The organism is Rhodococcus sp. P-2, from assembly GCF_016598535.1.
Classification (GTDB): domain Bacteria; phylum Actinomycetota; class Actinomycetes; order Mycobacteriales; family Mycobacteriaceae; genus Rhodococcus_F; species Rhodococcus_F baikonurensis.
This window is the reverse complement of record NZ_CP066779.1, coordinates 1803258-1824099: the sequence shown is the minus strand read 5'-3', so window position 1 is coordinate 1824099 and position 20842 is coordinate 1803258. Positions and strand designations below refer to the sequence as shown.

Below are 20842 nucleotides of genomic sequence, written 5' to 3'. Positions count from 1 at the left end.
GGAAACTGGTACGTATGACTGCGCCGCACAGCACGGGTAGGGGAGGGTTCGAGATCCGGGGTGGCGGCTATCGCGCCGAGATCGCCGCGGCCGGTGCCGGGTTGCGGCTTCTCGATCACGAGGGTCCCCACGGTCGGCGTGCGCTGACCGAGACCTGGGCACTCGGATCGAAGCCACCACTGTCGGCCGGATTGGTTCTCGCGCCGTGGCCCAACCGAATTCGCGACGGGCACTTCATGTTCGACGGGATCGAGCATCAACTCGAGATCACCGAACCTGCGCTGGGGAACGCGAGCCACGGGTTCGTCCGGCGTCGCAATTGGAGCCTCGTGGACCACACGTACGAGCGCGTCGAACTGTCGGTGGACGTGGGACTTCACAAGGGTTGGCCCTATCCGTTGCAGCTGACGATCGCCTATGAGGTCGGTGCCGACGGATTGACCGTCACTCACACGGCCACCAACAAGGGGGCGACCTCGTCGCCGTTCGGGCTCGGAATGCACACCTTCATTCGCGCCGGCGACTTTCCGCTCGACGAATGTGCTCTGCATCTGGCAGCGGGCACGCGGTTGCCGATCGATCCGGCGAGGATGCTGCCGAACGCCTATTCGCAGGCAGTCGCCGGTACGGACTACGACTTCCGGACACCGAGACTGCTTGCCGGGGTTCAGTTGGACACTCCGTACAGCGCGTTGGACGTCGTCGACGGCAGTGGTCGCACGCAGCACGAATTGCTCGCGCCGGATGGAACGGGCACTGCCCTGTGGACCAACCGCGAGTTCCCATGGATTCAGGCTTTCATCGCAGATCCCGCCAACGACAAGGGGTATCCCGACCGCGGCCGCGCATTGGCTTTGGAGCCGATGACCTGCCCGCCTGACGCCTTCAATTCGGGCATCGATCTCCTGGTGCTCCATCCGGGGCAGACGTGGACGGGTAGCTGGGGTATCAAAGCTTTGTGATCCGGCTCTCATAGTGTGAGATCGTGTAACGCCCAGTAGGTATCGGTCGATACCCACCTGTTTTTCGTATCGTGTGTCACTGACGCAGGAGTCGGCGAAAGGGCGGGCATTCGCCGTTGTCGCGGATCTGGGCCGAAGCCTGCAGATCAGCGCGGTCGATCGGCGATTCCGTAGACTGAATCTTCTAGTCACACAAGCGAGAAAACTCGAGCTGAAACGTGTTTCAGTTTAGGTGGGTATGTCGGGTTCGTGAGTGCCCGAAAAATAGCCGTGGGGCGACCCTCCTTCGGCACGATCTCTCCCGTGCGACTAGTTTCTAGTTGATCGCATGTAGTTACTCGTTGGTTCGAGCTTGAGAGGGATCCTTCGTGCCCGCTGACAATGACACAAAGCCCACGCTTACTTACCCCGGTGGTGAGTACACGATGTCCATTGCCAGGGCAACAGAGGGCAATGACGGCATCGAGCTGGGAAAGCTGCTGGCCACAACGGGGTACACCACCCTTGACCCCGGTTTTGTGAACACTGCATCCACCAGTTCTGCAATCACTTACATCGACGGTGAGAAGGGAATCCTGCGTTACCGCGGATACCCCATCGAGCAGTTGGCAGGTAAGTCGACGTTCATCGAGGTCAGCTACCTGCTGATCTACGGCGAACTGCCGACCGACGCCCAGCTCGAGTCCTTCACGGACCGCATCCGTCGACACACCCTGCTCCACGAGGACCTCAAGCGGTTCTTCGACGGGTTCCCGCGCAACGCTCACCCGATGCCGGTTCTCTCGTCCGCAGTGAACGCACTGTCGGCGTACTACCAGGATTCGCTCGATCCCGAGGACCCGGAGCAGGTGGAGCTGTCCACCATCCGTCTTCTCGCGAAGCTGCCGACCATCGCGGCGTACGCGTACAAGAAGTCCGTGGGTCAGCCGTTCCTGTACCCGGACAACTCCTTGAACCTGGTCGAGAACTTCATGCGTATGACGTTCGGCTTCCCGGCCGAGCCTTACCAGGGTGATCCCGAGGTCGCCAAGGCGCTCGACATGCTGCTGATCCTGCACGCCGACCACGAGCAGAACTGCTCCACGTCGACCGTGCGTATGGTCGGCTCGTCGGACGCCAACCTGTTCACCTCCGTCTCTGCCGGCATCAACGCACTGTGGGGCCCGCTGCACGGCGGCGCGAACCAGGCAGTGCTCGAGATGCTCGACGAGATCAAGGCCAGCGGCAGCACCGCGGCCGAGTTCGTCCGCAAGGTCAAGAACAAGGAAGACGGCGTGAAGCTCATGGGCTTCGGGCACCGCGTCTACCGCAACTATGATCCGCGCGCTGCGCTGGTCCGCGAAACCGCGCACACCATCCTCGCCAAGCTCGGCGGCGACGACGAACTGCTCAACATCGCAATGCAACTCGAAGAGGCCGCCCTCACGGACGACTACTTCATCGAGCGCAAGCTCTACCCGAACGTCGACTTCTACACCGGCCTCATCTACCGCGCGATGGGCTTCCCGCCGCGCATGTTCACCGTGCTGTTCGCCATGGGCCGTCTGCCAGGCTGGATTGCGCACTGGCGTGAAATGCACGAGGATCCGGCTACGAAGATCGGCCGCCCGCGCCAGATCTACACCGGCTACACCGAGCGTGACTATCGGGATATCACCACCCGCTAGCCCCTGCCCACAATTTTCGCCTCAACGAGGAGGACCCATGAGTAGCAAGCCCGTAATCGAGTTCCAGGAAGGCCCCGCGCCGACCGATCTGGTCATCAAGGACCTGGTCGTCGGAGAAGGCGCCGAAGCCGTTCCCGGTGGCACCGTCGACGTTCACTACGTCGGTGTCGAGTTCGAGTCCGGTGAAGAGTTCGACTCTTCCTGGAGCCGCGGCGAGTCCATTCAGTTCCCGCTTCGTGGCCTGATCAAGGGTTGGCAGGACGGCATTCCCGGCATGAAGGTCGGCGGACGTCGCCAGCTCACCATTCCGCCGGAGCTGGCTTACGGCCCCGCCGGTGCAGGGCACCAGCTTTCCGGCAAGACCTTGGTCTTCGTGATCGATCTGCTGGACGCCAAGTAATTCACTGTGCGCCTTTATTAACCCCCGCGGTTAATAAAGGCGCACAGCAAAAGAGCCCCGCACCGTCAGGCGTGGGGCTTTCTTGTGTGGTCAGCTAGCGGTCTTTCGTCGGTAAAGCCAGTTCGACCACACGAATCCCACGGCGGCGATGCCCAGGCACCACGCGAGCGCGGTGACGGCACTGTTTCCGATCGGCGTGCCCATCAGGAGTCCGCGCACTGTCTCGATGATCGGGGTCACGGGTTGGTGCCGGGCAAACCCCTGCAGCCAGGACGGCATGGTCTCGGCCGGCACGAAGGCAGTGCTGACGTAGGGCAGGAACATGATGGCGAAGGTGAATCCGCTTGCAGCCTCCGGGTTCTGGGCCAAGAGTCCCAAAGCCGTCGAGAGGTATGACATGGCAAAGACGAAGGCGACGATCACAGCGGTGACGCCGAGCCAGCGCAGCGGATCGCTTGTCGGGCGAAATCCCATGATCAGCGCAACGACGACCACGATCGCCGTAGTCAGTACGTTGCGGACGACGCTGGCCAGTACATGACCTGTCAGGACCGACGACGGAGAGATCGCCAGGGTCCGGAAACGGTCGATGATCCCGTCCTTCATGTCGCTCGAGACGCTGACCGCGGTGGTCGAGGCACCGAAACCGGCGCACAGAAGGATGATTCCGGGCACGACGTAGTCGATGTACTCGCTACCGGTGTTGATGGCGCCGCCGAATACGTAGACGAACAGCAGCATGAGCATGACCGGAAGGGCTATCGCGGTGATCATCGAATCTGGACTGCGCAGAACGTGTTTGAGATTCCGGCGGAGCATCACCGCGGAATCGACTGCAATGGTGGAGGTCATCGAACGCTCGCAATCTCGGGTTGGCCTGATCCGGTGAGCGCGAAGAACACGTCGTCCAGGTCTGGGGTGTGAACAGAGAACTTCTCGACGGTGATCGACGGATCGTCGATCGAGTCGAGGATGGCTTTGATCGACGGAACCGCGCCGTCGGAGGGTATGTGCAAGGTCAAGGTCTCGGCATTCGCGTGTGCCTGCGGTAGTGATGCCGCGGCGAGGTCGAGTTGGGTCAGATTCTCGAATTGCAGCGCGACGTGGCCACCGGGAACGAGACGTTTGAGCTCTTCCGGTGTTCCCTCGGCGACCAGACGCCCATCGCTGAGAACGCCTACGGTGTCGGCCAGTTCGTCCGCCTCGTCGAGGTATTGGGTGGTGAGGAAGATCGTGACACCCGACGCCGTGAGGTCACGAACTATCGACCACATTTCGTGGCGGCTTCGCGGGTCCAAGCCGGTGGTGGGTTCGTCGAGAAAGACGATGTCCGGTTTCGCGACGAGGCTCATCGCGATGTCGAGTCGTCTGAGCATGCCGCCCGAATAGTCGCCCGCTCGCTTGTCACCGAAGTCCGTCAGGTGGAACTGGTCGAGAAGTTCGTCGGCACGTCGTCGAGACCTCCTCCGGCCCAGGTGATTCAGCTCGCCCAGGAGAGTCAGGTTCTCGGAGCCGGTCAACAGTGTGTCGACGGCCGCGTATTGCCCGGTGACGCTGATGCGTCGGCGGACGTTCTGTGGATCGTCAGGGAGCGAATGCCCCGCGACCGTGACCTCGCCGGCATCGAAGGGGATGAGGGTCGTGAGAATTCTTACGGCCGTGGTCTTTCCGGCGCCGTTCGCGCCGAGGAGGGCGTATACCGATCCGGCCGGGACGGACAGATCGAGTCCGTCCAGTACCTGTTGATCGCCGTATCGCTTACGGAGTCCGCGGACCGAGATTGCGGGGATCGTTCCTGACATCGAGACCTCCAATGAAGAACTGTGTATGGCATAAACGTGTGTTTATAGCGTACACAGTTCTAGGATGATGGCAAGAGTGAAGAGTGGGAGCTTATGGATCGCGGAGCGCTACCGAGAGCAGTCGAGCTGGCCTGGGGACTGGACCAGCCGGGAACGCGGGGTCCCAAGAAGGGGCTCAGTCTCGAGCACATTCTCGACACCGCGATCGAGTTGGCCGACGCGGAAGGTGTGACGGCTCTGTCGATGGGCCGCGTGGCCAAAGCGCTCGGGTTCACGACGATGTCGCTCTACCGCTACGTGGCGAGCAAAGACGAACTGATCGAACTGATTTCGGATCGGGTGATCGGTCCACCGCCGGTAATTCCCGACGGAGTGTCATGGCGCGTCAAGCTCGAAGCGTGGGCGAATCACGAATACGCCACGATGCTGAGTCGTCCGTGGTGGCTCAAGCTACCCATTACCGCTCCGCCGACCGGACCCAACAACATGGCGTGGCTCGACGCGGGTCTGAGCGCGCTTGACGGTGTCGCGCTGAGCGCCGCGTCGAAGTTCCAAGTGGTGACCAACGTGTCGTTGTTCGTGATCGGTCGTGCTCGATTCTCGGCCGACCTTGCGTCGCGATCGGCACAGTCGGCAGACGACGACGTGGCTTACGGCGCCCTCATCGCACGAGTGATCAATCGCGAGGACTTTCCCTACCTCAGCGCTGCAATTGACGAGGGCGGCTTCGAGGACGGCAGTCCGGAGGGCGAGGCCGCCGGCGACGACGCTTTCGATTTCGGTTTCTCGCTCGGCCTGCTGCTCGACGGAGTCGAGAAGTTGGTGCAGCGGTCAGGACACCAGCGCGGTGGCACTGACGTCGTCGATGATCAGGTCGGTGATCAACCCACCCCGTAGGGCTCCCTCCAACGCGGGCAGTTTTGCTGTTCCGGCGACGATGCACACGCGCCTGGCGACCTTCTCGAAAAGGTCCAGTCGCGGGCCGCTCGCGCGCTCGTTGAGTTCGATTCCGCGGTAGCTCCCGTCCGACCGGAAGAACACGGTTGCGATGTCCCCGACCACTCCGTCGCGTCGAAGTGCCTCTGCTTCATCGGGTTCGAGGTAGCCGGCGGTGTAGACGTGACTCGGCACATTGCCGCCCGGGACGCCGATACTGAAGACTGCCAGATCCATTCGCTTCTGCATGTCCAGTACGCGTTTGATGCTGCGTTCGCGCCACAGTTGCTCCCGGGTTTCCGGGTAGTCGAAGAAGGCGGGCACCGGAAATCCTTGTGGCAGACCGCCGTAGGCGTCGGCGATCGTTCTGATGATGTCGCTGGCATAGGAGATTCCCGTGGTACGAGTATTCGCGGCGCCGTTGAGTTGGACGACATACGAGTTGTACGTGCGTTTGGGGGCAAGGTGCTTGCTGACTTCGCTGAGAGTGGTTCCCCAGGCGATCCCCATCACCATGTCGCTGTCGAAGAACGATGCCAACAGGCGCCCGGCGAAAGTCGCGACCTTCTCGAGTCGCTCGAGATCTCCCACCAGTTCCGGGACGGTCACCACGTGGGCGCGCACTCCGTACCTTTCCGAGAACTCGCGTTCGATGCGTGGAGCCTGGCCGTGCGGGGTGCTGATCTTGATCTCGACGAGACCTGAGGTGCGTGCGTAGGTGATCAATCGGGAGACGGTGGATCGGGACACTCCCATGTCGCGGCCGATGGCAGCCATCGTCTGATCTTGGAAGTAGTAGAGACGTGCGGCCTGAACTGCGTCGGCGATGCGCGGGTCCGCCGGATCGGAGGTAACGGAGTCGGAAGTGGGAGTTTCCATGGGTTCGTCCTGTCTGCACGTACGTGCAAGAGCACTGAACCGAATCTTATCCGAGTAGAACCAGGTTGAGGCGCTCGATCACGCAAAGTCCCAGAAGTCTGTCTGTTACCCGCGTTACGGTGCGCAAATGGGGCATTTGCACATATGTGCACGAGCTATGCGTGAATGTGCAAAGGGAATTACGCTACGGGTGCAGCAATCCAAACTATGACATGCATCACAACGAAGTGAGGGTGGGGATGGAGAAAGCCAAGCGATTAGGGCTCCCAGGCGAGTTGGCAGCCGAGTTCGCCGGAACGATGATCCTGATCTTGTTCGGCGTCGGAGTTGTAGCGCAGGTTGTGTCCGGCGGGAGCGGTGGGGGTCTCGGCGGACACGACAGTATCGCGTGGGCCTGGGGACTCGGCGTCATGTTCGGCATCTATGTCGCAGGCCGGGCGACGGGTGCTCATCTGAACCCCGCAGTGACCTTTGCCTTCGCGATCTTCCGTGACTTCTCCTGGCGCAAGGTATTGCCTTACACGCTGGCACAGACCGCTGGAGCCTTTGTCGCGGCCCTGATCGTCCGGTGGAATTACAACGACATGCTCAATGCCATCGATCCCGGACACACCACGGCGACTCAGACGATCTTCTCGACGATGCCCGGAAACGGAACGCTCCCGGTCAGCCTCGGCTCGGCACTGATCGATCAGATCATCGGCACGGCGATCCTGCTCTTCCTCATCGTTGCCGTGACGGATTCTCGCGGCACTCCGCCGCTCGCGAATCTCGCACCGTTTGTCGTCGGACTGATCGTGGTGGGAATCGGATTCGCCTGGGCGACCAACGCGGGTTACGCCATCAATCCGGCCCGTGACTTCGGTCCGCGACTGGCGTCGTATCTCACCGGCTACGGCAGCGCCTGGCGGGATCAGTACGGGAGTTTGTATTTCTGGGTGCCCATCGTGGGACCGCTGATCGGCGCTCCGATCGGGGTGTTCCTCTACGACAAGCTGGTTGGACGATTCCTGCCTGACGACTCGGTGGAGAAGGCGCCCGAGGAACAGGCCACTATCGCGGCGTGATGGCGAATCATCATCTCTGACAGTAAATCTCTCGCACTTTCTTCGACACCATAAGGGGTAGCACGATGGCGCAGTTCGTAGCCGCGATAGACCAGGGAACCACCTCCACTCGATGCATGATCTTCGATCACAGTGGGCACGTAGTTGCCGTCGAACAGCATGAGCACTCGCAGATCTTCCCGCAAGCGGGTTGGGTCGAACACGATCCGATCGAGATCTGGGACAACGTCCGCAACGTCACGGCCGGCGCGCTGGCGAATGCCGACCTGACCGCAGCCGACATCGCGTCCGTCGGAATCACCAATCAGCGTGAGACGGCAGTGGTCTGGGAGCGCGCTACGGGGAAGCCCGTTTACAACGCGATCGTCTGGCAGGACACACGCACCGATCGAATCTGTACTGCACTCGCGGGCGAGGACGGGCCGAAGAAGTACACCGAAGTCACCGGATTGCCGTTGGCGACGTACTTCTCGGGTCCCAAGGTCAAATGGATTCTCGACAACGTCGAGGGCGCTCGCGACAAAGCCGAAGCTGGCGAGTTGTGCTTCGGCACGATGGATACCTGGGTGTTGTGGAACATGACCGGCGGTGTCCAAGGCGGAGTGCATGCCACCGATCCGACCAACGCCTCACGTACTCTGCTGATGGATCTCGACACTCTCGCTTGGGATTCGGCGATCTGCGCTGATATGGGGATTCCGGAGTCCATGCTTCCCGAGATTCGCAGCTCCTCCGAGGTCTTCGGATTCGTTCGTGAACGTGGCACGCTGTCCGGTGTACCGATCGCCGGAATCCTCGGCGATCAGCAGGCGGCAACCTTCGGCCAGGCCTGCCTCTCTCCAGGCGAAGCGAAGAACACCTACGGAACCGGCAACTTCGTCCTGCTCAACACCGGCACCGAAAAGGTGATGAGCAAGAACGGATTGTTGACGACCGTCTGTTACAAGATCGGCGAACAGCCAACGGTGTACGCGTTGGAAGGATCGATCGCCGTGACCGGTTCGCTGGTCCAGTGGCTTCGGGACAACCTCGGCATGATCGACAACGCGGCCGACATCGAGGTGAACGCACGCTCCGTGGAGGACAACGGCGGCGCGTACTTCGTGCCCGCGTTCTCGGGTCTGTTCGCACCGCACTGGCGCGCGGATGCACGCGGGGCGATCGTCGGCCTGACCCGGTTCGTGAACAAGGGGCACCTTGCCCGGGCGGTGCTCGAAGCCACTGCGTACCAGAGCCGTGAGGTGATCGAGGCGATGAACCTCGACTCGGGTGTCGACCTGAAAGTACTCAAGGTCGACGGCGGAATGGTAGCGAACGAACTCCTCATGCAGTTCCAGGCCGATCTGCTCGACGTCGAGGTGATCCGCCCTGTCGTGGCCGAGACCACGGCTTTGGGTGCTGCGTACGCCGCTGGTCTGGCCGTGGGGTACTGGGAGAGCGAGGACGACATCCGCAGCAACTGGGCGAAGGACAAGAGCTGGACGCCGTCGATGGATTCGACCGAGCGCGAGCGGCTGTACGCCGGCTGGCAGAAAGCGGTCACTCGAACACTCGACTGGGTCGACGCAGACTGATCGCGGCGCCCGCATTTCTACCTATTTTCAAGTGAAGGAACAGTTTTCATGAGCACAGCACAAGCATTGAGTCCGTCATCGCGGGCGGAGTCGCTGAAGAAGTTGGAAGAAACCGAACTCGACGTCCTGGTCATCGGCGGTGGCGTGGTCGGCGCGGGTAGCGCACTCGACGCCGCAACTCGCGGTCTGAAGGTGGGCTTGGTGGAGGCTCGCGATTTCGCGTCCGGAACCTCGAGCAGGTCGAGCAAGTTGTTCCACGGTGGACTTCGTTACCTCGAGCAGTTCAATTTTGCGCTCGTTTTCGAGGCACTGCGTGAGCGGTCGCTGGTTCTGAACTCGCTGTGCCCGCATCTCGCGAAGCCGGTGCCGTTCATCTACCCGCTCGAGAAGTTGATCGACCGACCGTACGTCGGTCTGGGCATCGGCGTCTACGACGTGATGGGCGCCGGCCGCGGGGTTCCCTCACACCACAAGCATGTGGGCAAGAAGAAGACACTCGAATCGTTCCCGTCCGGAAAGCGTTCTGCTATCCGGGGTTCGGTCAAGTTCTACGAGGGTCAGGTAGATGACGCCCGCCACACGATGATGCTGGCGCGCACGGCCGCCGAGTACGGCGCGCTGTGCGTCAACAGCACCCGCGTAATCGGCTTTCTCCGCGAGGAGGACCGCGTCGTCGGAGTGAAGGCAGTGGATCTGGAAACGGGGCGTGCCTTCGAGATCCGTGCTCGCCAGGTCATCAACGCCGCCGGTGTGTGGACTGACGAGATTCAGGAAATGGTCGGTGGGCGAGGGCAATTCCAGGTCCGCGCCTCCAAGGGTGTGCACCTGGTCGTCCCGCGCAACCGGATCAATTCCTCGACCGGGATCATCACGCGCACCGAGAAGAGCCTGCTCTTCGTGATCCCGTGGGGAAGCCACTGGATCATCGGTACCACGGACACCGACTGGAATCTCGACCTCGCGCATCCGGCAGCGAGCCGAAGCGATATCGACTACATCCTCGGTCATGTCAACAAGCTGCTCCAGGACGAGTTGACGCACGACGACGTCGTCGGTGTGTACGCGGGACTGCGTCCGTTGCTGTTCGGCGAATCGGACTCGACCAGCACTCTCTCCCGTGAACACGCGGTGTCCAGTCCGGTGCGAGGTTTGACGGTGGTTGCCGGTGGCAAGTACACGACCTACCGCGTGATGGCCAAGGACGCAGTCGATTCCGCGGTGCACGGACTCGAGCAGAAGGTGCCGAAGTCCTGCACCGAGCGTATCCAACTGGTGGGTGCCGACGGTTACTTTGCCGCGCACAACAATCGGCACCTCACAGCTGAGCGCACCGGGCTCCACGTCTCGACGATCGAGCACCTACTCGGTCGGTACGGCACTTTGGCCGACGAGTTGTTCGAACTCATCGAGGCGAGGCCGGAACTGGGGCAGCCGTTGGACTCCGCCCCCGAGTACCTCAAGGCGGAGATTCACTACGCCGCGAGCCACGAGGGTGCTCAGCATCTCGACGACATCCTCACCCGTCGTACCCGCATCTCCATCGAGGTGAACGACCGCGGCGACGCGGCAGCCGCGGAAGTAGCCGAACTGGTTGCACCGGTGCTGGGTTGGACTCCCGAGCACATCGCGGAGGAGATCGAGCACTACCGGTTGCGTGTGGCCGCCGAGCGGGAATCGCAGGAGCAACCCGACGACCTGACGGCTGATGCGGCGCGCCTGGGTGCGCCGGACGTCCGCACCGGAGTCACTGTCGGACAGGTTTGAGTCTGGGACACCACTGATCGGCCGGGACGCTGCGTCCCGGCCGTTCGGCCGAACTGCCTCGGTGTCAATCGAACTCGTCTGACGAGCACTCCGGGAGGTCGATCGTCACCACAGCGCCGCCGTTCGGATGGTTCGAGAAGTCGATTCGAGCGCCGATGACCGCGGCTTGCCCTACTACGATCGTCAAGCCGAGGCCCAAGCCCGAGTTCGAGCCACGTTCGACGCAATCGGTCTGAAACCTCCTCGGCCCCTGACGAAGCCATTCCTGGGTGAACCCGTTGCCCTGGTCTCGCACCGTGATACGGGAGTGGTCGACGTCGACTCCGATCGGCGACTTTCCGTGATTGCGAGCATTCAAGATCAGGTTGGCGATGATCCGCTCGAGCCGACGTGCGTCTGTGTAGGACACAGGGGTGCCGTGAACACTCACTTCACACTCGACCTCGGTGATGGAGATCGCGTGACGCACCACCTGTGCGAGTTCCACCGATTGGATGTCTGCCTGTTCGGACGTGGTGTCGAGACGAGCCACCTCGATGACATCCTCGGCGAGCCTTCTGAGTTTGTGGACGCCGTCGCGCACCAATTCGGTAGGTCTACCTGGCGGCAGAAGCTCGGCGGCGCCGACCAGTCCGGAGATGGGCGTCCTGAGATCGTGTGCGATGTTGGCTGTCACGCGCTTTTCGGCGTCGAGTTGTCCTCGCAACGCATCCGACATCGCGTCGACCGCGTCTGCCAGCTCTGTGATCTCGTCGTCGAAGAGTGACCAAGTGACCGAGCGGACGCGGATGTCCGCTCCGGTGGACACTTTGCGGGCCGCGCGGGCGGCCGAGCGCAGTCGATACGACATCGCGAGCCCAAGCAGTACGCCCAGGACGGCGCCCGCTGCGATCACCGCGACGGTGGCGTTGCGGAGAGTTCGATCGACGCTGGCGATCGATTCCCGCTGCGCGGTGTACGGGACGCGAATCGCAACCACCTGGGTGTTGACGTCGGCTGCAGCCCAGACAAATGGTTGGTCACCGCTGTCGACAAGGTAGGTGGCACGTTTGCCGCCGGCCACGGCCTGACGCAACTCTTCCGGAACGTCGAGACCATCGGTGGTGGCGCGGAACAGCGCACGCATGCTGCCGGTTTCGTCCTGCAGCACCAGTTGGAGATTGCGATCAGCTGCTGCCCGCGCTGCGTCCTCCTGGTTGTGTGAAAAGGTTTGATGCATCACGGTACTGAGCGTGATCGACGCGACGGCGATCACGAACGTGATAGCTGCAGCGATCTTCCACTGAAACGACAACCGCCTGCCGGTGGACGGGAGCTTGGCCGCGAGGTCCCGCGATCTCACCGATGGTTGTCCATCGTGTACCCGAATCCCCGGACGGTTCGGATCTGTTCGGAGCCGATCTTCGTGCGCAATCGCTGAACGTGCACGTCGACGATGCGGGTGTCGCCGCCCCAGTCGTAATCCCAGACGTCCGAGAGCAGTTCGGAGCGGGACCAGACTTTGCGCGGCACACTCACCATGACGAGGAGCAGTTTCATCTCGGTGGGGGTCAGTGCCACTTCGGCGCCCGAACGCGTGACCGTCACCAACTCGCGATCGATCTCCAGATCACCGAGAGTCACGATGTCCTTCTCCACACCGGAATGAGTGTCGACCCGCCTGAGCACACTTCGGATACGAGCCACCAGGACTCCACTGTCGAACGGTTTGGTGACGTAGTCGTCGGCACCGGCTTCCAACCCGAGAACGATGTCGATCGGGTCGTCGCGCGCGGAAAGCATGATGACCGGCACCGAGAGTTCCTCACGAATACGACGGCACAGGCTGATTCCGTTCAGGTCGGGAAGCATCACGTCCAGGACGGCGATATCCGGCTTGGCGTCGACCGCCAGCTCCATTCCGGTCAACCCCCCGGACGCGGTGATCACCCGAAAACCGTTGCGTTCGAGATTCAATTGAGTGGCTTCTCGAATGACGGCGTCGTCTTCGACCAGCAGAATCAACGGATCGGTCATCGGCCTTCGCTTTCATGGGAACGGAACACTCTCAAACCCTTCACCGGTCCACTTGTATGCAGTCGACGATTGACAGAACTCCGGAATGCCAGGGTCTTTGCACAGGTCGACCATGACCGACAATCCTCCGGTTGAGCCGACGACGTAGCGTCCTGGGTCTTGCACTCCGAAGACTTTGTGAGCGCCCGATTCGTCGATCTGGTAGACGAATCCGGCGACCATGAAGCTGACCGGTGGGGCCGGTCGTCCCCAGATACCGGCAGCGTCGCAGGTGAAGACGTTGACGACGGCATCCTGCCATACGGCATCCGTCACGTGGGAGTACCGGATTTCGTACGGGACGTTCGCATCACCGCACAGTCGGAGGCTGTCTTTGACCACATCGGACACCTCCGAGTCTGCTCTGATGAGGGCAACAGGATCGATGCTCAAGCCCTGCGAGAGATCCGAAGGGTCGAGTGATGCAGCGATATTCGGAGCAGGTTCGGATTCGGGTTCGGTGGAACAGGAGGCGAGAGCAATCACGAGCGGTACGCAAACACCGGCGAGCAGCGCGCGACGAGAATCAATCACGGACGAACTCCATCCCGTCCCAATGGAACTCGGTCCGCAGCGGCGGACGCGGGCAACACTCGAACTCGGGTGGCCGCGGATCCGTTTCCAGGACCGACAAACTCGCGGCGCGTTGACCGCTGACGATGAACTTTCCGCGCTCTTCGACAGAGAACAGACGCTCACCCAGCTCAGGATTGTCTTCACTCGAACCGGCCTTGCCGCTGCGGTACACATAGCCGGCAAGGTTGACGGAAATCGACACTCCGGTACCGGGCTGGTGGGCCGGTTGGCACGGATACACGTTCATGACGACGAGCTCGGTCTCCGGCACGATACGAGGTGCGCCTGGGTCGAGAAGGATGGATCCGACCGAGATCGGATACCAGTCAGGGCACGATCGGAGTTCTGTCTTCACACCCTCCGACACCCCAGGATCGTCGAGAAGCGCACGGCCCAACCTCGAATTCTCGGCAACCCGTCTGGCCAGGTCGGCGGGCTGCGTGACGGGCAACCCGGTGGAAGCGACGTCGCCTTCGATCACAACGCCCTGGGGGGACCCGCATCCGGTGAGCACGGAAGTTCCGAGGGCCGCTGTCGCGAGCGCCGTACCGAACAGCCTGCGAGTGCGGCCTGCTCGACCGCCGCAGATCTTATTCCGATACAACACTTTCCCCTCCCCGGCCGCTGAGAACTGTCTCATCGGCATATGCGCTTTTCATACGATCACACGTGATCTCGATATCGAGGGTTCACCACCCACCGTTACGTAATCGTATGAATGTCGGGACCGTCGAGAGTTGGTACCCGACCGCCGGATTTCTGTTACGAAACCGATGGAATCAGGCTTCTAGAGTGAGTCAGGTCGATGTTCACCGCTGGGTGGGACGACCTGATTCGCGTATCGAGGAGGGTGAGAGCAAATGCCTGAAGTATTGCTGACCAACAGGACTCGGCGTCTGAAAGTGCTGCTCGCGGTACTGACGATCGGAGTGGTGTGCGCGATGACGGCATGTTCGGGTGAAGACACCACTGCACCCGAACGCGCGACGACCACGGCGGTGGTCGCGGCGTCCACGACCGCACCGCCGTTGGCCTCTACGACCACTTCGGAGACAGTCGAAAGCTCGAACTCGGTGGGCGGCGGTACGGACGCATCTGCCCCCGGAGTCGCGGAGGGTGGAGCAGCACCGGCCTGGACCCCGGTCTCTACCAGCGCGGTTGCACCTGCGGTACCCGGTCAAGGTACCGGGTCGACCAAGTGCACCGATCAGATCAACTACGTCGGCGATCCTCGATCGAATGCGGAGATCAACAGCATCGGAGAACGGATGGGTTCGTGCCCGGCACCGCTCCCACCGGGTGCGATCGAGCCCCCCGAGAAGTGCACCGACCAGATCAACTACGGCGCCGACCCGCGTTCCAATGCGGAGATCAACATCATCGGGGAACAAACCGGAGTCTGCCCCGAACCGATCCGCCCTTAGCGAATTCGAAACCGGAGCAGTAGTCGGGAATTCGAAGGCCTAACCAGGGGGAGATCCGAATGGCAAGCAGGGCAGGTGGGCGTTCGATCGACAGTGTTGCCGACGATGCGTCTCGCGGGGATCGGGGTGCGATTGGCGAACTCCTTCAGCGCGTCGTGCCTGTGGTGACGCGACGTTGTCGTGCCGAACTGCGACCTGTCGATGCTGACCGTATTGCCGCCGGGATCTGCCGGTCCATTCTGGCCGAGTTCCAGCGACGAAGACGAGGCGGCGAAGCATTCCTCGCATTTCTGCACGACGCGGTCAGTCGTGAAATCGACTCACTACCTGCATCCAGTCGAATCACTCTGCCGTTCGGCGACCTGTCGGCCGTCGAACGCAATGTTCTCGTAGCTCGCATCGTTGTCGGATTCGACGTGAGCGAGACGGCGCTGTCGTTGAGAACGACAACGAGCGCCGTGGAACTCGTCCAACACCGTGCGTTGGTCAAGATCAGACGCGGCAGCCTCAGCGGCGCCTGAGTCAACCTCGAAAGTCAACAGCTGCAACCCTTCGCAACTCTTGGCAACCTCACGCAACTCTTTCCCTTCGCCCGTGACCTACACGACACTGCATGGCGACGAGTGATCGAGAACGAGGAGTGTGACGGTGGTTCAACGGACGGCGCAGAGGCCGACAACGCCAGGATCGAAAAAGACCGGGGCCAAGCCTCATTCAGGGTTGGACCGGGATGCATTGCTGAAGGCGTACGAGAAGATGTCGCGCATCCGTGCGTTCGAGGATCGATTGCACGAAGAGAATGCAACCGGCGACATCCCCGGCTTCATTCACCTGTACTCGGGCCAGGAAGCCATCGCCGTGGGAGTGTGCGAGAACCTGAGCGACGCCGACTACATCGGGTCCACGCACCGCGGTCACGGGCACTGCATTGCCAAGGGGTGCGATCTGAACGGCATGATGGCCGAGATCTTCGGCAAGGACGACGGCCTGTGTCGCGGCAAGGGCGGTTCGATGCACATCGCCGACTTGTCCGTGGGAATGCTCGGCGCCAATGCAATCGTCGGCGGCGCGCCGTCGTTGGCGATCGGTGCAGCACTGAGTGGCAAGACACTCCGAAACGGCGTCATCGCTGCTTCGTTCACGGGAGACGGCGGATCCAACCAGGGAACCGTCTTCGAGGCGATGAACATGGCTGTGGTGCTGGATCTTCCGATCGTCTTCGTGATCGAGAACAACGGATTCGGTGAAGCAACAGGAACCGACTACGCGGTGGGCGCACCCGACATCGCCGCCCGCGCTGCATCCTTCGGAATGCCTGCCGTCAAGGTGGACGGCACCGACTTCTTCGCGGTCTACGACGCGATGGCGGAAGCATCGGAGCGCGCCAGGACCGGCGGTGGCCCCACCACGATCGAGGCGGCCGCATTCCGCTGGCACGGCCACTTCGAGGGTGACGCGCAGCTGTACCGCACGGCGGAACAGGTTGCGCAACTACGGGAAACCAAGGATCCGCTCAAGAATTTCCGTAGCAGTGTGGATGCGAAGAAGGTCAGCACCGCTGATCTGGACGCGGTGGACGAGCAGTCGCGAGTGTTGGTGGACGAGGCGGTAGCGAAGGCGCGCGCCGCGGCGTACCCGCCCGTCGAGAATCTGCTGACCGATGTCTACGTGTCGTACTGAGGAGCCCGAGATGACAAGCGTGGAAGCCACGAACGTGGTGAAGAAGACCTACCGCGAGGCCGTCAAAGAGGCCATCGCTCAAGAAATGCAACGAGATCCGAGCGTCGTCCTGATCGGTGAGGACGTACGCGGTGGGCATGCCGGTACCAATCCCGATCTGGAGACGAAGAAGATCGAGGCATTCGGCGGTGTCCTGGGTGTCACCAAGGGATTGTGGACGGAGTTCGGATCGGAGCGTGTAATCGATACCCCGATCACCGAATCCGCGATCATCGGAATGGCTGCCGGAGCCGCACTGACCGGACTGAGGCCGGTCGCCGAGCTGATGTTCATGGACTTCTTCGGAGTCTCCTACGACGCGCTCTACAACCAGGCTGCCAAGTTCCGCTACATGTTCGGTGGCAAAGCCAGAACTCCGCTGGTGGTGCGAGGCATGATCGGCGCCGGTTTCTCTGCCGCTGCGCAGCACTCTCAGTCTCCGTACAACGTATTTGCCGCGGTGCCTGGCCTGAAGGTGGTCACCCCGTCCAACGCCTACGACGCCAAAGGCCTACTCATCCAGGCTATCCGGGACGACGATCCCGTTGTGTTCTGTGAGCACAAGGTGCTCTACGACCTCAAAGGCGAAGTGCCGGACGAGCCCTACGCGATTCCGTTCGGCGTCGCCAACTACACCAGGCAGGGCGACGACGTCACGATCATTGCGTTGTCCGCAATGGTGAACCGCGCCAACGACGTAGCGGACAAGCTGGCAGCTGAGGGTATTTCGGTCGAGGTCGTTGATCCTCGTACCGTCTCGCCATTGGACGAGGACGGCATCCTCGAATCCGTTGCGTCGACAGGACGCGTGGTGATCGTCGACGAATCTGCCGCACGCTGCGGTTTCGGGCACGATGTGGCCGCACTGATCGCCACCAAGGGATTCAACTATCTGAAGGCGCCGATCGAACTGATCACGCCGCCGCACACGCCGGTTCCGTTCTCACCGACTCTCGAAACAGCCTGGCTGCCTGACGCGGCGCGCATCGAAGAGTCGGTTCGCAAGCTGGTGAGAGCCTGATCATGGCCGATATCAAAGCTATCGACATCCCCAAGTGGGGGCTCTCCATGGAGGAGGGGCTGGTCAACGCATGGCTCATCGAGGAAGGTGACTCGTTCACCAAGGGCCAGTTGATCTGTGAGATCGAGACCAGCAAGATCACCAACGAGCTGGAGGCACCGTTCGACGGTGTTCTCCGCAAGATCGTCGGCACGCCGGGGCAGACTCTGCCCGTCGGCGCCGTGATCGGTGTGTCCGCCGATGCGTCCGCGACAGATGCGGAGATCGAGCAGTTCCTCGCCGCCCGCGGCGCAACAGCGCCGGCGGAAGAGCCGTCACCGTCACCAGCTGCCGAACCGGCGGCACCCGCGACACCTACGGCTACGTCGGCTGCGAAGGTGGTTGCTGTGGCAAAGCCTGCACCAACCGGTTCCACCGTCGTACCGAGTGTTCTGCAGGGCACGACGCAGAGCGACGTGTTTGCGAGTCCTCGAGCACTCCGACGTGCCGAAGCGCTCGGAATCGATCTCGCCGCCGTAGTGGGTACCGGCCCACTCGGACGGATCAGTGTCCGAGACATCGACGACGCGATTCGTGACGCCGGTGGCACTGTTGCGACAGCAGCGCCGGCCACGAGATCCGGCCTCCCGCTGCGATCAACCGCCGACGACAGTGCCGTGCCTGCCACCCCGGTCGCACGCAGAACTGCCCGATCGCTGGGCGTCAACCTGCACGACTGTCGTCCGACAGGCTCGCGGGGACGCGTCTGCGTCGCCGACGTGCACGACGCCGCTCGTTCCGCGCAGCTCCTGCCAGAAGCGGCGGCTCAGACGGGAACCATTGCCGTCGAACCCGAGTACGACACAATTCCGTTCACGCCCATGCGATCGGCAATCGCGGGCAGGTTGCAGGCGTCCAAGCAGCAGGCTCCCCATTTCCGGCTCACGGCGGATCTCGAGCTCGATGCGCTCCTCGCTCTGCGCAAGGAGATCAATTCGACTGTCCCGGCGGTCAAGCTGTCGGTCAACGACTTCATCGTGAAGGCCTGCGCGGCTGCGCTGATGAAGGTGCCGGACGTGAACGTCCAATTCGATGCAGCGAACGAAGCGGTCCTTCGATTCGCGTCGGCGGATGTCTCGGTGGCAGTTGCACTTCCGACCGGACTGATCACGCCCATCGTGCGTAGTGCGAACACCAAGTCGTTGGCGGACATCTCCGGTGAGGTGCTCTCGTTGGCCACCAAGGCGAAGACCGGCAAACTCCGTCCCGAAGAATTCCAAGGCGGAACGTTCACGGTGTCCAACCTCGGCATGTTCGGGATCAAGGCATTCGACGCGATCATCAACCCGCCCCAGGGAGCGATCCTCGCCGTAGGTGCGGGGGAGAAGCGGGCCGTGGTGGTCGGCGACAGTGTTTCCGTCCGGACCGTGATGACCGTGACCCTCTCGTGCGATCACCGGGTGATCGACGGAGCCTTGGGCGCGACCTTCCTTCGGGAACTCCAGCGCTTTGTCGCTTCTCCCGCGCTGATGTTGGTGTAAGGGGCTGTGGTGGAAAGCAATACGTCGAAGAAATACGACGTTCTTGTCGTCGGTGGTGGCCCCGGTGGTTACGTGGCGGCGATCCGGGCCGCCCAGTTGGGGTTGAACGTAGCGCTGGTAGAACGTGATCGCCTGGGAGGCATCTGCCTCAACTGGGGTTGTATCCCCACCAAAGCGATGCTTCACGGCGCGGACGTCGCGCATACCTTGAGCGAACTCGACAAATACGGATTCAGTTCGGCGTCTGTCCAGTTCGACATCTCGAAGTTGGTGTCGTTCAGCCGAGGGGTTTCGGAGAGATTGTCCGGCGGTGTTGCCTATCTGATGAAGAAGAACGGCGTCGACGTCATCTCAGGCACCGCGAAGTTGGTGGACAAGGGCGTCGTGTCCGTGGAAGGTCAGACGTATCGAGCCGACCACGTGATCATTGCAACCGGCGCCCGTCCGCGTTCGATTCCCGGGGTTGTCCCCGACGGTGATCGGGTGTGGACATACTTCGACGCACTCGTCCCCAAGGAGCTGCCGAAGTCGATGCTCGTGATCGGGTCCGGCGCGATCGGAGTCGAATTCGCCAGCCTGTACCGCGATCTCGGCACCGAGGTGACCATTGTCGAGATGGCACCACACATCATGCCGGTCGAGGACGAAGAGATTTCGGTGTTCGTTCGCAGGCAGTTCGAGAAGCGTGGCATCACGATTCACACCGGAGCCTCGGTGTCGGCCGTGACTGTCGGAGCCGATGCCGTCGAGGTGAGCGTGCAGACGAGCGACGGTGTCCAGACGTTGACCGTGGACCGGGTGTTGGTGGCGGCCGGGATCACCGGCAACGTCGAGGATCTGGGGTTGGAGGCTCTGGGCGTCGAGATCGAGCGCGGTGCGATCGTCACGGACCAGTGGTGCCGTACCAGTGCTTTCGGGATCTACGCCATCGGTGACGTTGCGGGCGCTCCATGTCTGGCGCACAAGGCGAGTCACGAAGCTGTCCTGTGCGTCGAGAAGCTCGCGGGCGTGACCGATGTTCATCCTCTCGATCGTGACTACGTTCCGGGATGCACGTATGCCCGCCCACAGGTGGCGAGTCTGGGTCTGACGGAGAAGCAGTGCGCCGGTACGGGTCGCACGCTGCGGGTCGGACACTTCGACCTTCAGGCGAACGGCAAGGCATTGGCGATCGGCGAGGCCGAAGGCTTCGTCAAGACGATTTTCGACGCCGATACCGGGGAACTGCTCGGCGCGCACATGGTCGGTCCGGATGTGACCGAGCAGATTCAGGGTTTCGGTATCGCTCGATCCCTCGAAGCCACCGGTGAGGATCTCGCCGAGGTCGTGTTTGCTCATCCGACGCTCTCGGAGGCAATGCACGAGTCTGTGCTCTCGGCGTTGGGGAGACCCCTCAACGCGTGAGCACCGTTCGCGTGCGTGAACGTCGTCCTACGTTCACGCACGCGAACAACTCTGCAACCGGGTGCAACGCTC

20 protein-coding genes are annotated in these 20842 nt (G+C 62.1%); 13 read left to right on the top strand and 7 right to left on the bottom strand.

What is annotated here, in order from left to right:
* Positions 1 to 14: 14 nt before the first annotated feature.
* The 3 genes from I7X09_RS08610 (at position 15) to I7X09_RS08600 (ending at position 3029) form a co-directional block, all read left to right on the top strand.
* Complete coding sequence (locus tag I7X09_RS08610) at positions 15 to 962, top strand: aldose 1-epimerase family protein (protein WP_124567568.1); 948 nt, start codon at positions 15 to 17, stop codon at positions 960 to 962.
* A gap of 368 nt (positions 963 to 1330) precedes the next feature.
* On the top strand, positions 1331 to 2629 hold the full coding sequence (locus I7X09_RS08605) for a citrate synthase (RefSeq protein ID WP_020908786.1): 1299 nt from the start codon (positions 1331 to 1333) through the stop codon (positions 2627 to 2629).
* A gap of 37 nt (positions 2630 to 2666) precedes the next feature.
* Positions 2667 to 3029, top strand: a complete 363-nt coding sequence (locus I7X09_RS08600; RefSeq protein ID WP_003940440.1) for an FKBP-type peptidyl-prolyl cis-trans isomerase — start codon at positions 2667 to 2669, stop codon at positions 3027 to 3029.
* 90 nt (positions 3030 to 3119) lie between these two features.
* Here the strand turns inward: I7X09_RS08600 and I7X09_RS08595 are convergent, their stop codons facing one another.
* Both I7X09_RS08595 and I7X09_RS08590 read right to left on the bottom strand, forming a co-directional pair.
* Positions 3120 to 3881: an ABC transporter permease gene (locus I7X09_RS08595; RefSeq protein WP_095971278.1), complete on the bottom strand. Its 762-nt coding sequence runs from the start codon at positions 3879 to 3881 to the stop codon at positions 3120 to 3122.
* A complete protein-coding gene (locus I7X09_RS08590; RefSeq protein ID WP_200316398.1) occupies positions 3878 to 4831 on the bottom strand; it encodes an ATP-binding cassette domain-containing protein in 954 nt (317 codons plus the stop codon). Before I7X09_RS08590 ends, I7X09_RS08595 begins: the two co-directional genes overlap by 4 nt.
* A 93-nt stretch (positions 4832 to 4924) precedes the next feature.
* On the opposite strand from I7X09_RS08590, the gene I7X09_RS08585 reads away from it, so the two are divergent.
* On the top strand, positions 4925 to 5728 hold the full coding sequence (locus I7X09_RS08585; protein WP_124567567.1) for a TetR/AcrR family transcriptional regulator: 804 nt from the start codon (positions 4925 to 4927) through the stop codon (positions 5726 to 5728).
* Here I7X09_RS08585 and I7X09_RS08580 read toward each other — a convergent pair.
* Positions 5663 to 6646 carry a sugar-binding transcriptional regulator gene (locus I7X09_RS08580; protein ID WP_200316397.1) on the bottom strand — a complete coding sequence of 328 codons (984 nt, stop codon included), beginning with the start codon at positions 6644 to 6646 and terminating at the stop codon, positions 5663 to 5665. The two genes, I7X09_RS08585 and I7X09_RS08580, sit on opposite strands and share 66 nt — an antisense overlap.
* Positions 6647 to 6885: 239 nt before the next feature.
* Here I7X09_RS08580 and I7X09_RS08575 point away from each other — a divergent pair, with 239 nt between their 5' ends.
* From I7X09_RS08575 to I7X09_RS08565, 3 genes are all read left to right on the top strand, one after another.
* Positions 6886 to 7713, top strand: a complete 828-nt coding sequence (locus I7X09_RS08575) for an MIP/aquaporin family protein (protein WP_124567820.1) — start codon at positions 6886 to 6888, stop codon at positions 7711 to 7713.
* A 65-nt stretch (positions 7714 to 7778) separates the two neighbouring features.
* Positions 7779 to 9287 carry a glycerol kinase GlpK gene (glpK, locus tag I7X09_RS08570; RefSeq protein ID WP_200316396.1) on the top strand — a complete coding sequence of 503 codons (1509 nt, stop codon included), beginning with the start codon at positions 7779 to 7781 and terminating at the stop codon, positions 9285 to 9287.
* Between the two features lie 48 nt (positions 9288 to 9335).
* Positions 9336 to 11051 (top strand): glycerol-3-phosphate dehydrogenase/oxidase, encoded by a 1716-nt coding sequence (locus I7X09_RS08565; protein ID WP_124567565.1) that lies wholly within the window; start codon positions 9336 to 9338, stop codon positions 11049 to 11051.
* Between the two features lie 64 nt (positions 11052 to 11115).
* On the opposite strand, the gene I7X09_RS08560 is transcribed toward I7X09_RS08565, so the two are convergent.
* From I7X09_RS08560 to I7X09_RS08545, 4 genes are read right to left on the bottom strand one after another with little or no spacing between them, the layout of a single operon-like run.
* Positions 11116 to 12393 carry a sensor histidine kinase gene (locus I7X09_RS08560; protein WP_200316395.1) on the bottom strand — a complete coding sequence of 426 codons (1278 nt, stop codon included), beginning with the start codon at positions 12391 to 12393 and terminating at the stop codon, positions 11116 to 11118.
* Positions 12390 to 13067: a response regulator transcription factor gene (locus I7X09_RS08555; protein WP_095971270.1), complete on the bottom strand. Its 678-nt coding sequence runs from the start codon at positions 13065 to 13067 to the stop codon at positions 12390 to 12392. The genes I7X09_RS08560 and I7X09_RS08555 overlap by 4 nt, the downstream gene beginning before the upstream one ends.
* A gap of 12 nt (positions 13068 to 13079) precedes the next feature.
* Positions 13080 to 13640, bottom strand: coding sequence for a hypothetical protein (locus I7X09_RS08550; RefSeq protein ID WP_200316394.1), 561 nt, complete (start codon positions 13638 to 13640; stop codon positions 13080 to 13082).
* A complete protein-coding gene (locus I7X09_RS08545) occupies positions 13633 to 14289 on the bottom strand; it encodes a hypothetical protein (protein ID WP_234036852.1) in 657 nt (218 codons plus the stop codon). The genes I7X09_RS08550 and I7X09_RS08545 overlap by 8 nt, the downstream gene beginning before the upstream one ends.
* A gap of 253 nt (positions 14290 to 14542) precedes the next feature.
* Here I7X09_RS08545 and I7X09_RS08540 point away from each other — a divergent pair, with 253 nt between their 5' ends.
* From I7X09_RS08540 to lpdA, 6 genes are all read left to right on the top strand, one after another.
* Positions 14543 to 15106 carry a hypothetical protein gene (locus tag I7X09_RS08540; protein WP_200316392.1) on the top strand — a complete coding sequence of 188 codons (564 nt, stop codon included), beginning with the start codon at positions 14543 to 14545 and terminating at the stop codon, positions 15104 to 15106.
* A 59-nt stretch (positions 15107 to 15165) separates the two neighbouring features.
* On the top strand, positions 15166 to 15627 hold the full coding sequence (locus I7X09_RS08535) for an RNA polymerase subunit sigma (RefSeq protein ID WP_200316391.1): 462 nt from the start codon (positions 15166 to 15168) through the stop codon (positions 15625 to 15627).
* A gap of 235 nt (positions 15628 to 15862) precedes the next feature.
* A complete protein-coding gene (locus I7X09_RS08530; RefSeq protein WP_044479496.1) occupies positions 15863 to 16786 on the top strand; it encodes a thiamine pyrophosphate-dependent dehydrogenase E1 component subunit alpha in 924 nt (307 codons plus the stop codon).
* Between the two features lie 10 nt (positions 16787 to 16796).
* Positions 16797 to 17846: an alpha-ketoacid dehydrogenase subunit beta gene (locus I7X09_RS08525; protein ID WP_200316390.1), complete on the top strand. Its 1050-nt coding sequence runs from the start codon at positions 16797 to 16799 to the stop codon at positions 17844 to 17846.
* Positions 17847 to 17848: 2 nt separating this feature from the next.
* The gene (locus tag I7X09_RS08520) at positions 17849 to 19366 is read left to right on the top strand and encodes a 2-oxo acid dehydrogenase subunit E2 (RefSeq protein ID WP_200316389.1); all 1518 of its coding nucleotides are present in this window, start codon (positions 17849 to 17851) and stop codon (positions 19364 to 19366) included.
* A 6-nt stretch (positions 19367 to 19372) separates the two neighbouring features.
* The gene (gene lpdA, locus I7X09_RS08515) at positions 19373 to 20770 is read left to right on the top strand and encodes a dihydrolipoyl dehydrogenase (protein ID WP_200316388.1); all 1398 of its coding nucleotides are present in this window, start codon (positions 19373 to 19375) and stop codon (positions 20768 to 20770) included.
* The last annotated feature ends 72 nt before the right edge of the window (positions 20771 to 20842 follow it).

Bases quoted from the DNA above. Each gene is read 5' to 3' on its own strand.
- I7X09_RS08530 (WP_044479496.1), top strand. From the start codon at position 15,863: ATGTCGCGCATCCGTGCGTTCGAGGATCGATTGCACGAAGAGAATGCA.
- I7X09_RS08610 (WP_124567568.1), top strand. From the start codon at position 15: ATGACTGCGCCGCACAGCACGGGTAGGGGAGGGTTCGAGATCCGGGGT.
- I7X09_RS08520 (WP_200316389.1), top strand. From the start codon at position 17,849: ATGGCCGATATCAAAGCTATCGACATCCCCAAGTGGGGGCTCTCCATG.
- I7X09_RS08525 (WP_200316390.1), top strand. From the start codon at position 16,797: ATGACAAGCGTGGAAGCCACGAACGTGGTGAAGAAGACCTACCGCGAG.
- I7X09_RS08590 (WP_200316398.1), bottom strand. From the start codon at position 4,831: ATGTCAGGAACGATCCCCGCAATCTCGGTCCGCGGACTCCGTAAGCGA.
- glpK (WP_200316396.1), top strand. From the start codon at position 7,779: ATGGCGCAGTTCGTAGCCGCGATAGACCAGGGAACCACCTCCACTCGA.
- I7X09_RS08540 (WP_200316392.1), top strand. From the start codon at position 14,543: ATGCCTGAAGTATTGCTGACCAACAGGACTCGGCGTCTGAAAGTGCTG.
- I7X09_RS08555 (WP_095971270.1), bottom strand. From the start codon at position 13,067: ATGACCGATCCGTTGATTCTGCTGGTCGAAGACGACGCCGTCATTCGA.
- I7X09_RS08565 (WP_124567565.1), top strand. From the start codon at position 9,336: ATGAGCACAGCACAAGCATTGAGTCCGTCATCGCGGGCGGAGTCGCTG.
- I7X09_RS08595 (WP_095971278.1), bottom strand. From the start codon at position 3,881: ATGACCTCCACCATTGCAGTCGATTCCGCGGTGATGCTCCGCCGGAAT.
- I7X09_RS08575 (WP_124567820.1), top strand. From the start codon at position 6,886: ATGGAGAAAGCCAAGCGATTAGGGCTCCCAGGCGAGTTGGCAGCCGAG.
- I7X09_RS08585 (WP_124567567.1), top strand. From the start codon at position 4,925: ATGGATCGCGGAGCGCTACCGAGAGCAGTCGAGCTGGCCTGGGGACTG.
- I7X09_RS08535 (WP_200316391.1), top strand. From the start codon at position 15,166: ATGGCAAGCAGGGCAGGTGGGCGTTCGATCGACAGTGTTGCCGACGAT.
- I7X09_RS08600 (WP_003940440.1), top strand. From the start codon at position 2,667: ATGAGTAGCAAGCCCGTAATCGAGTTCCAGGAAGGCCCCGCGCCGACC.
- I7X09_RS08580 (WP_200316397.1), bottom strand. From the start codon at position 6,646: ATGGAAACTCCCACTTCCGACTCCGTTACCTCCGATCCGGCGGACCCG.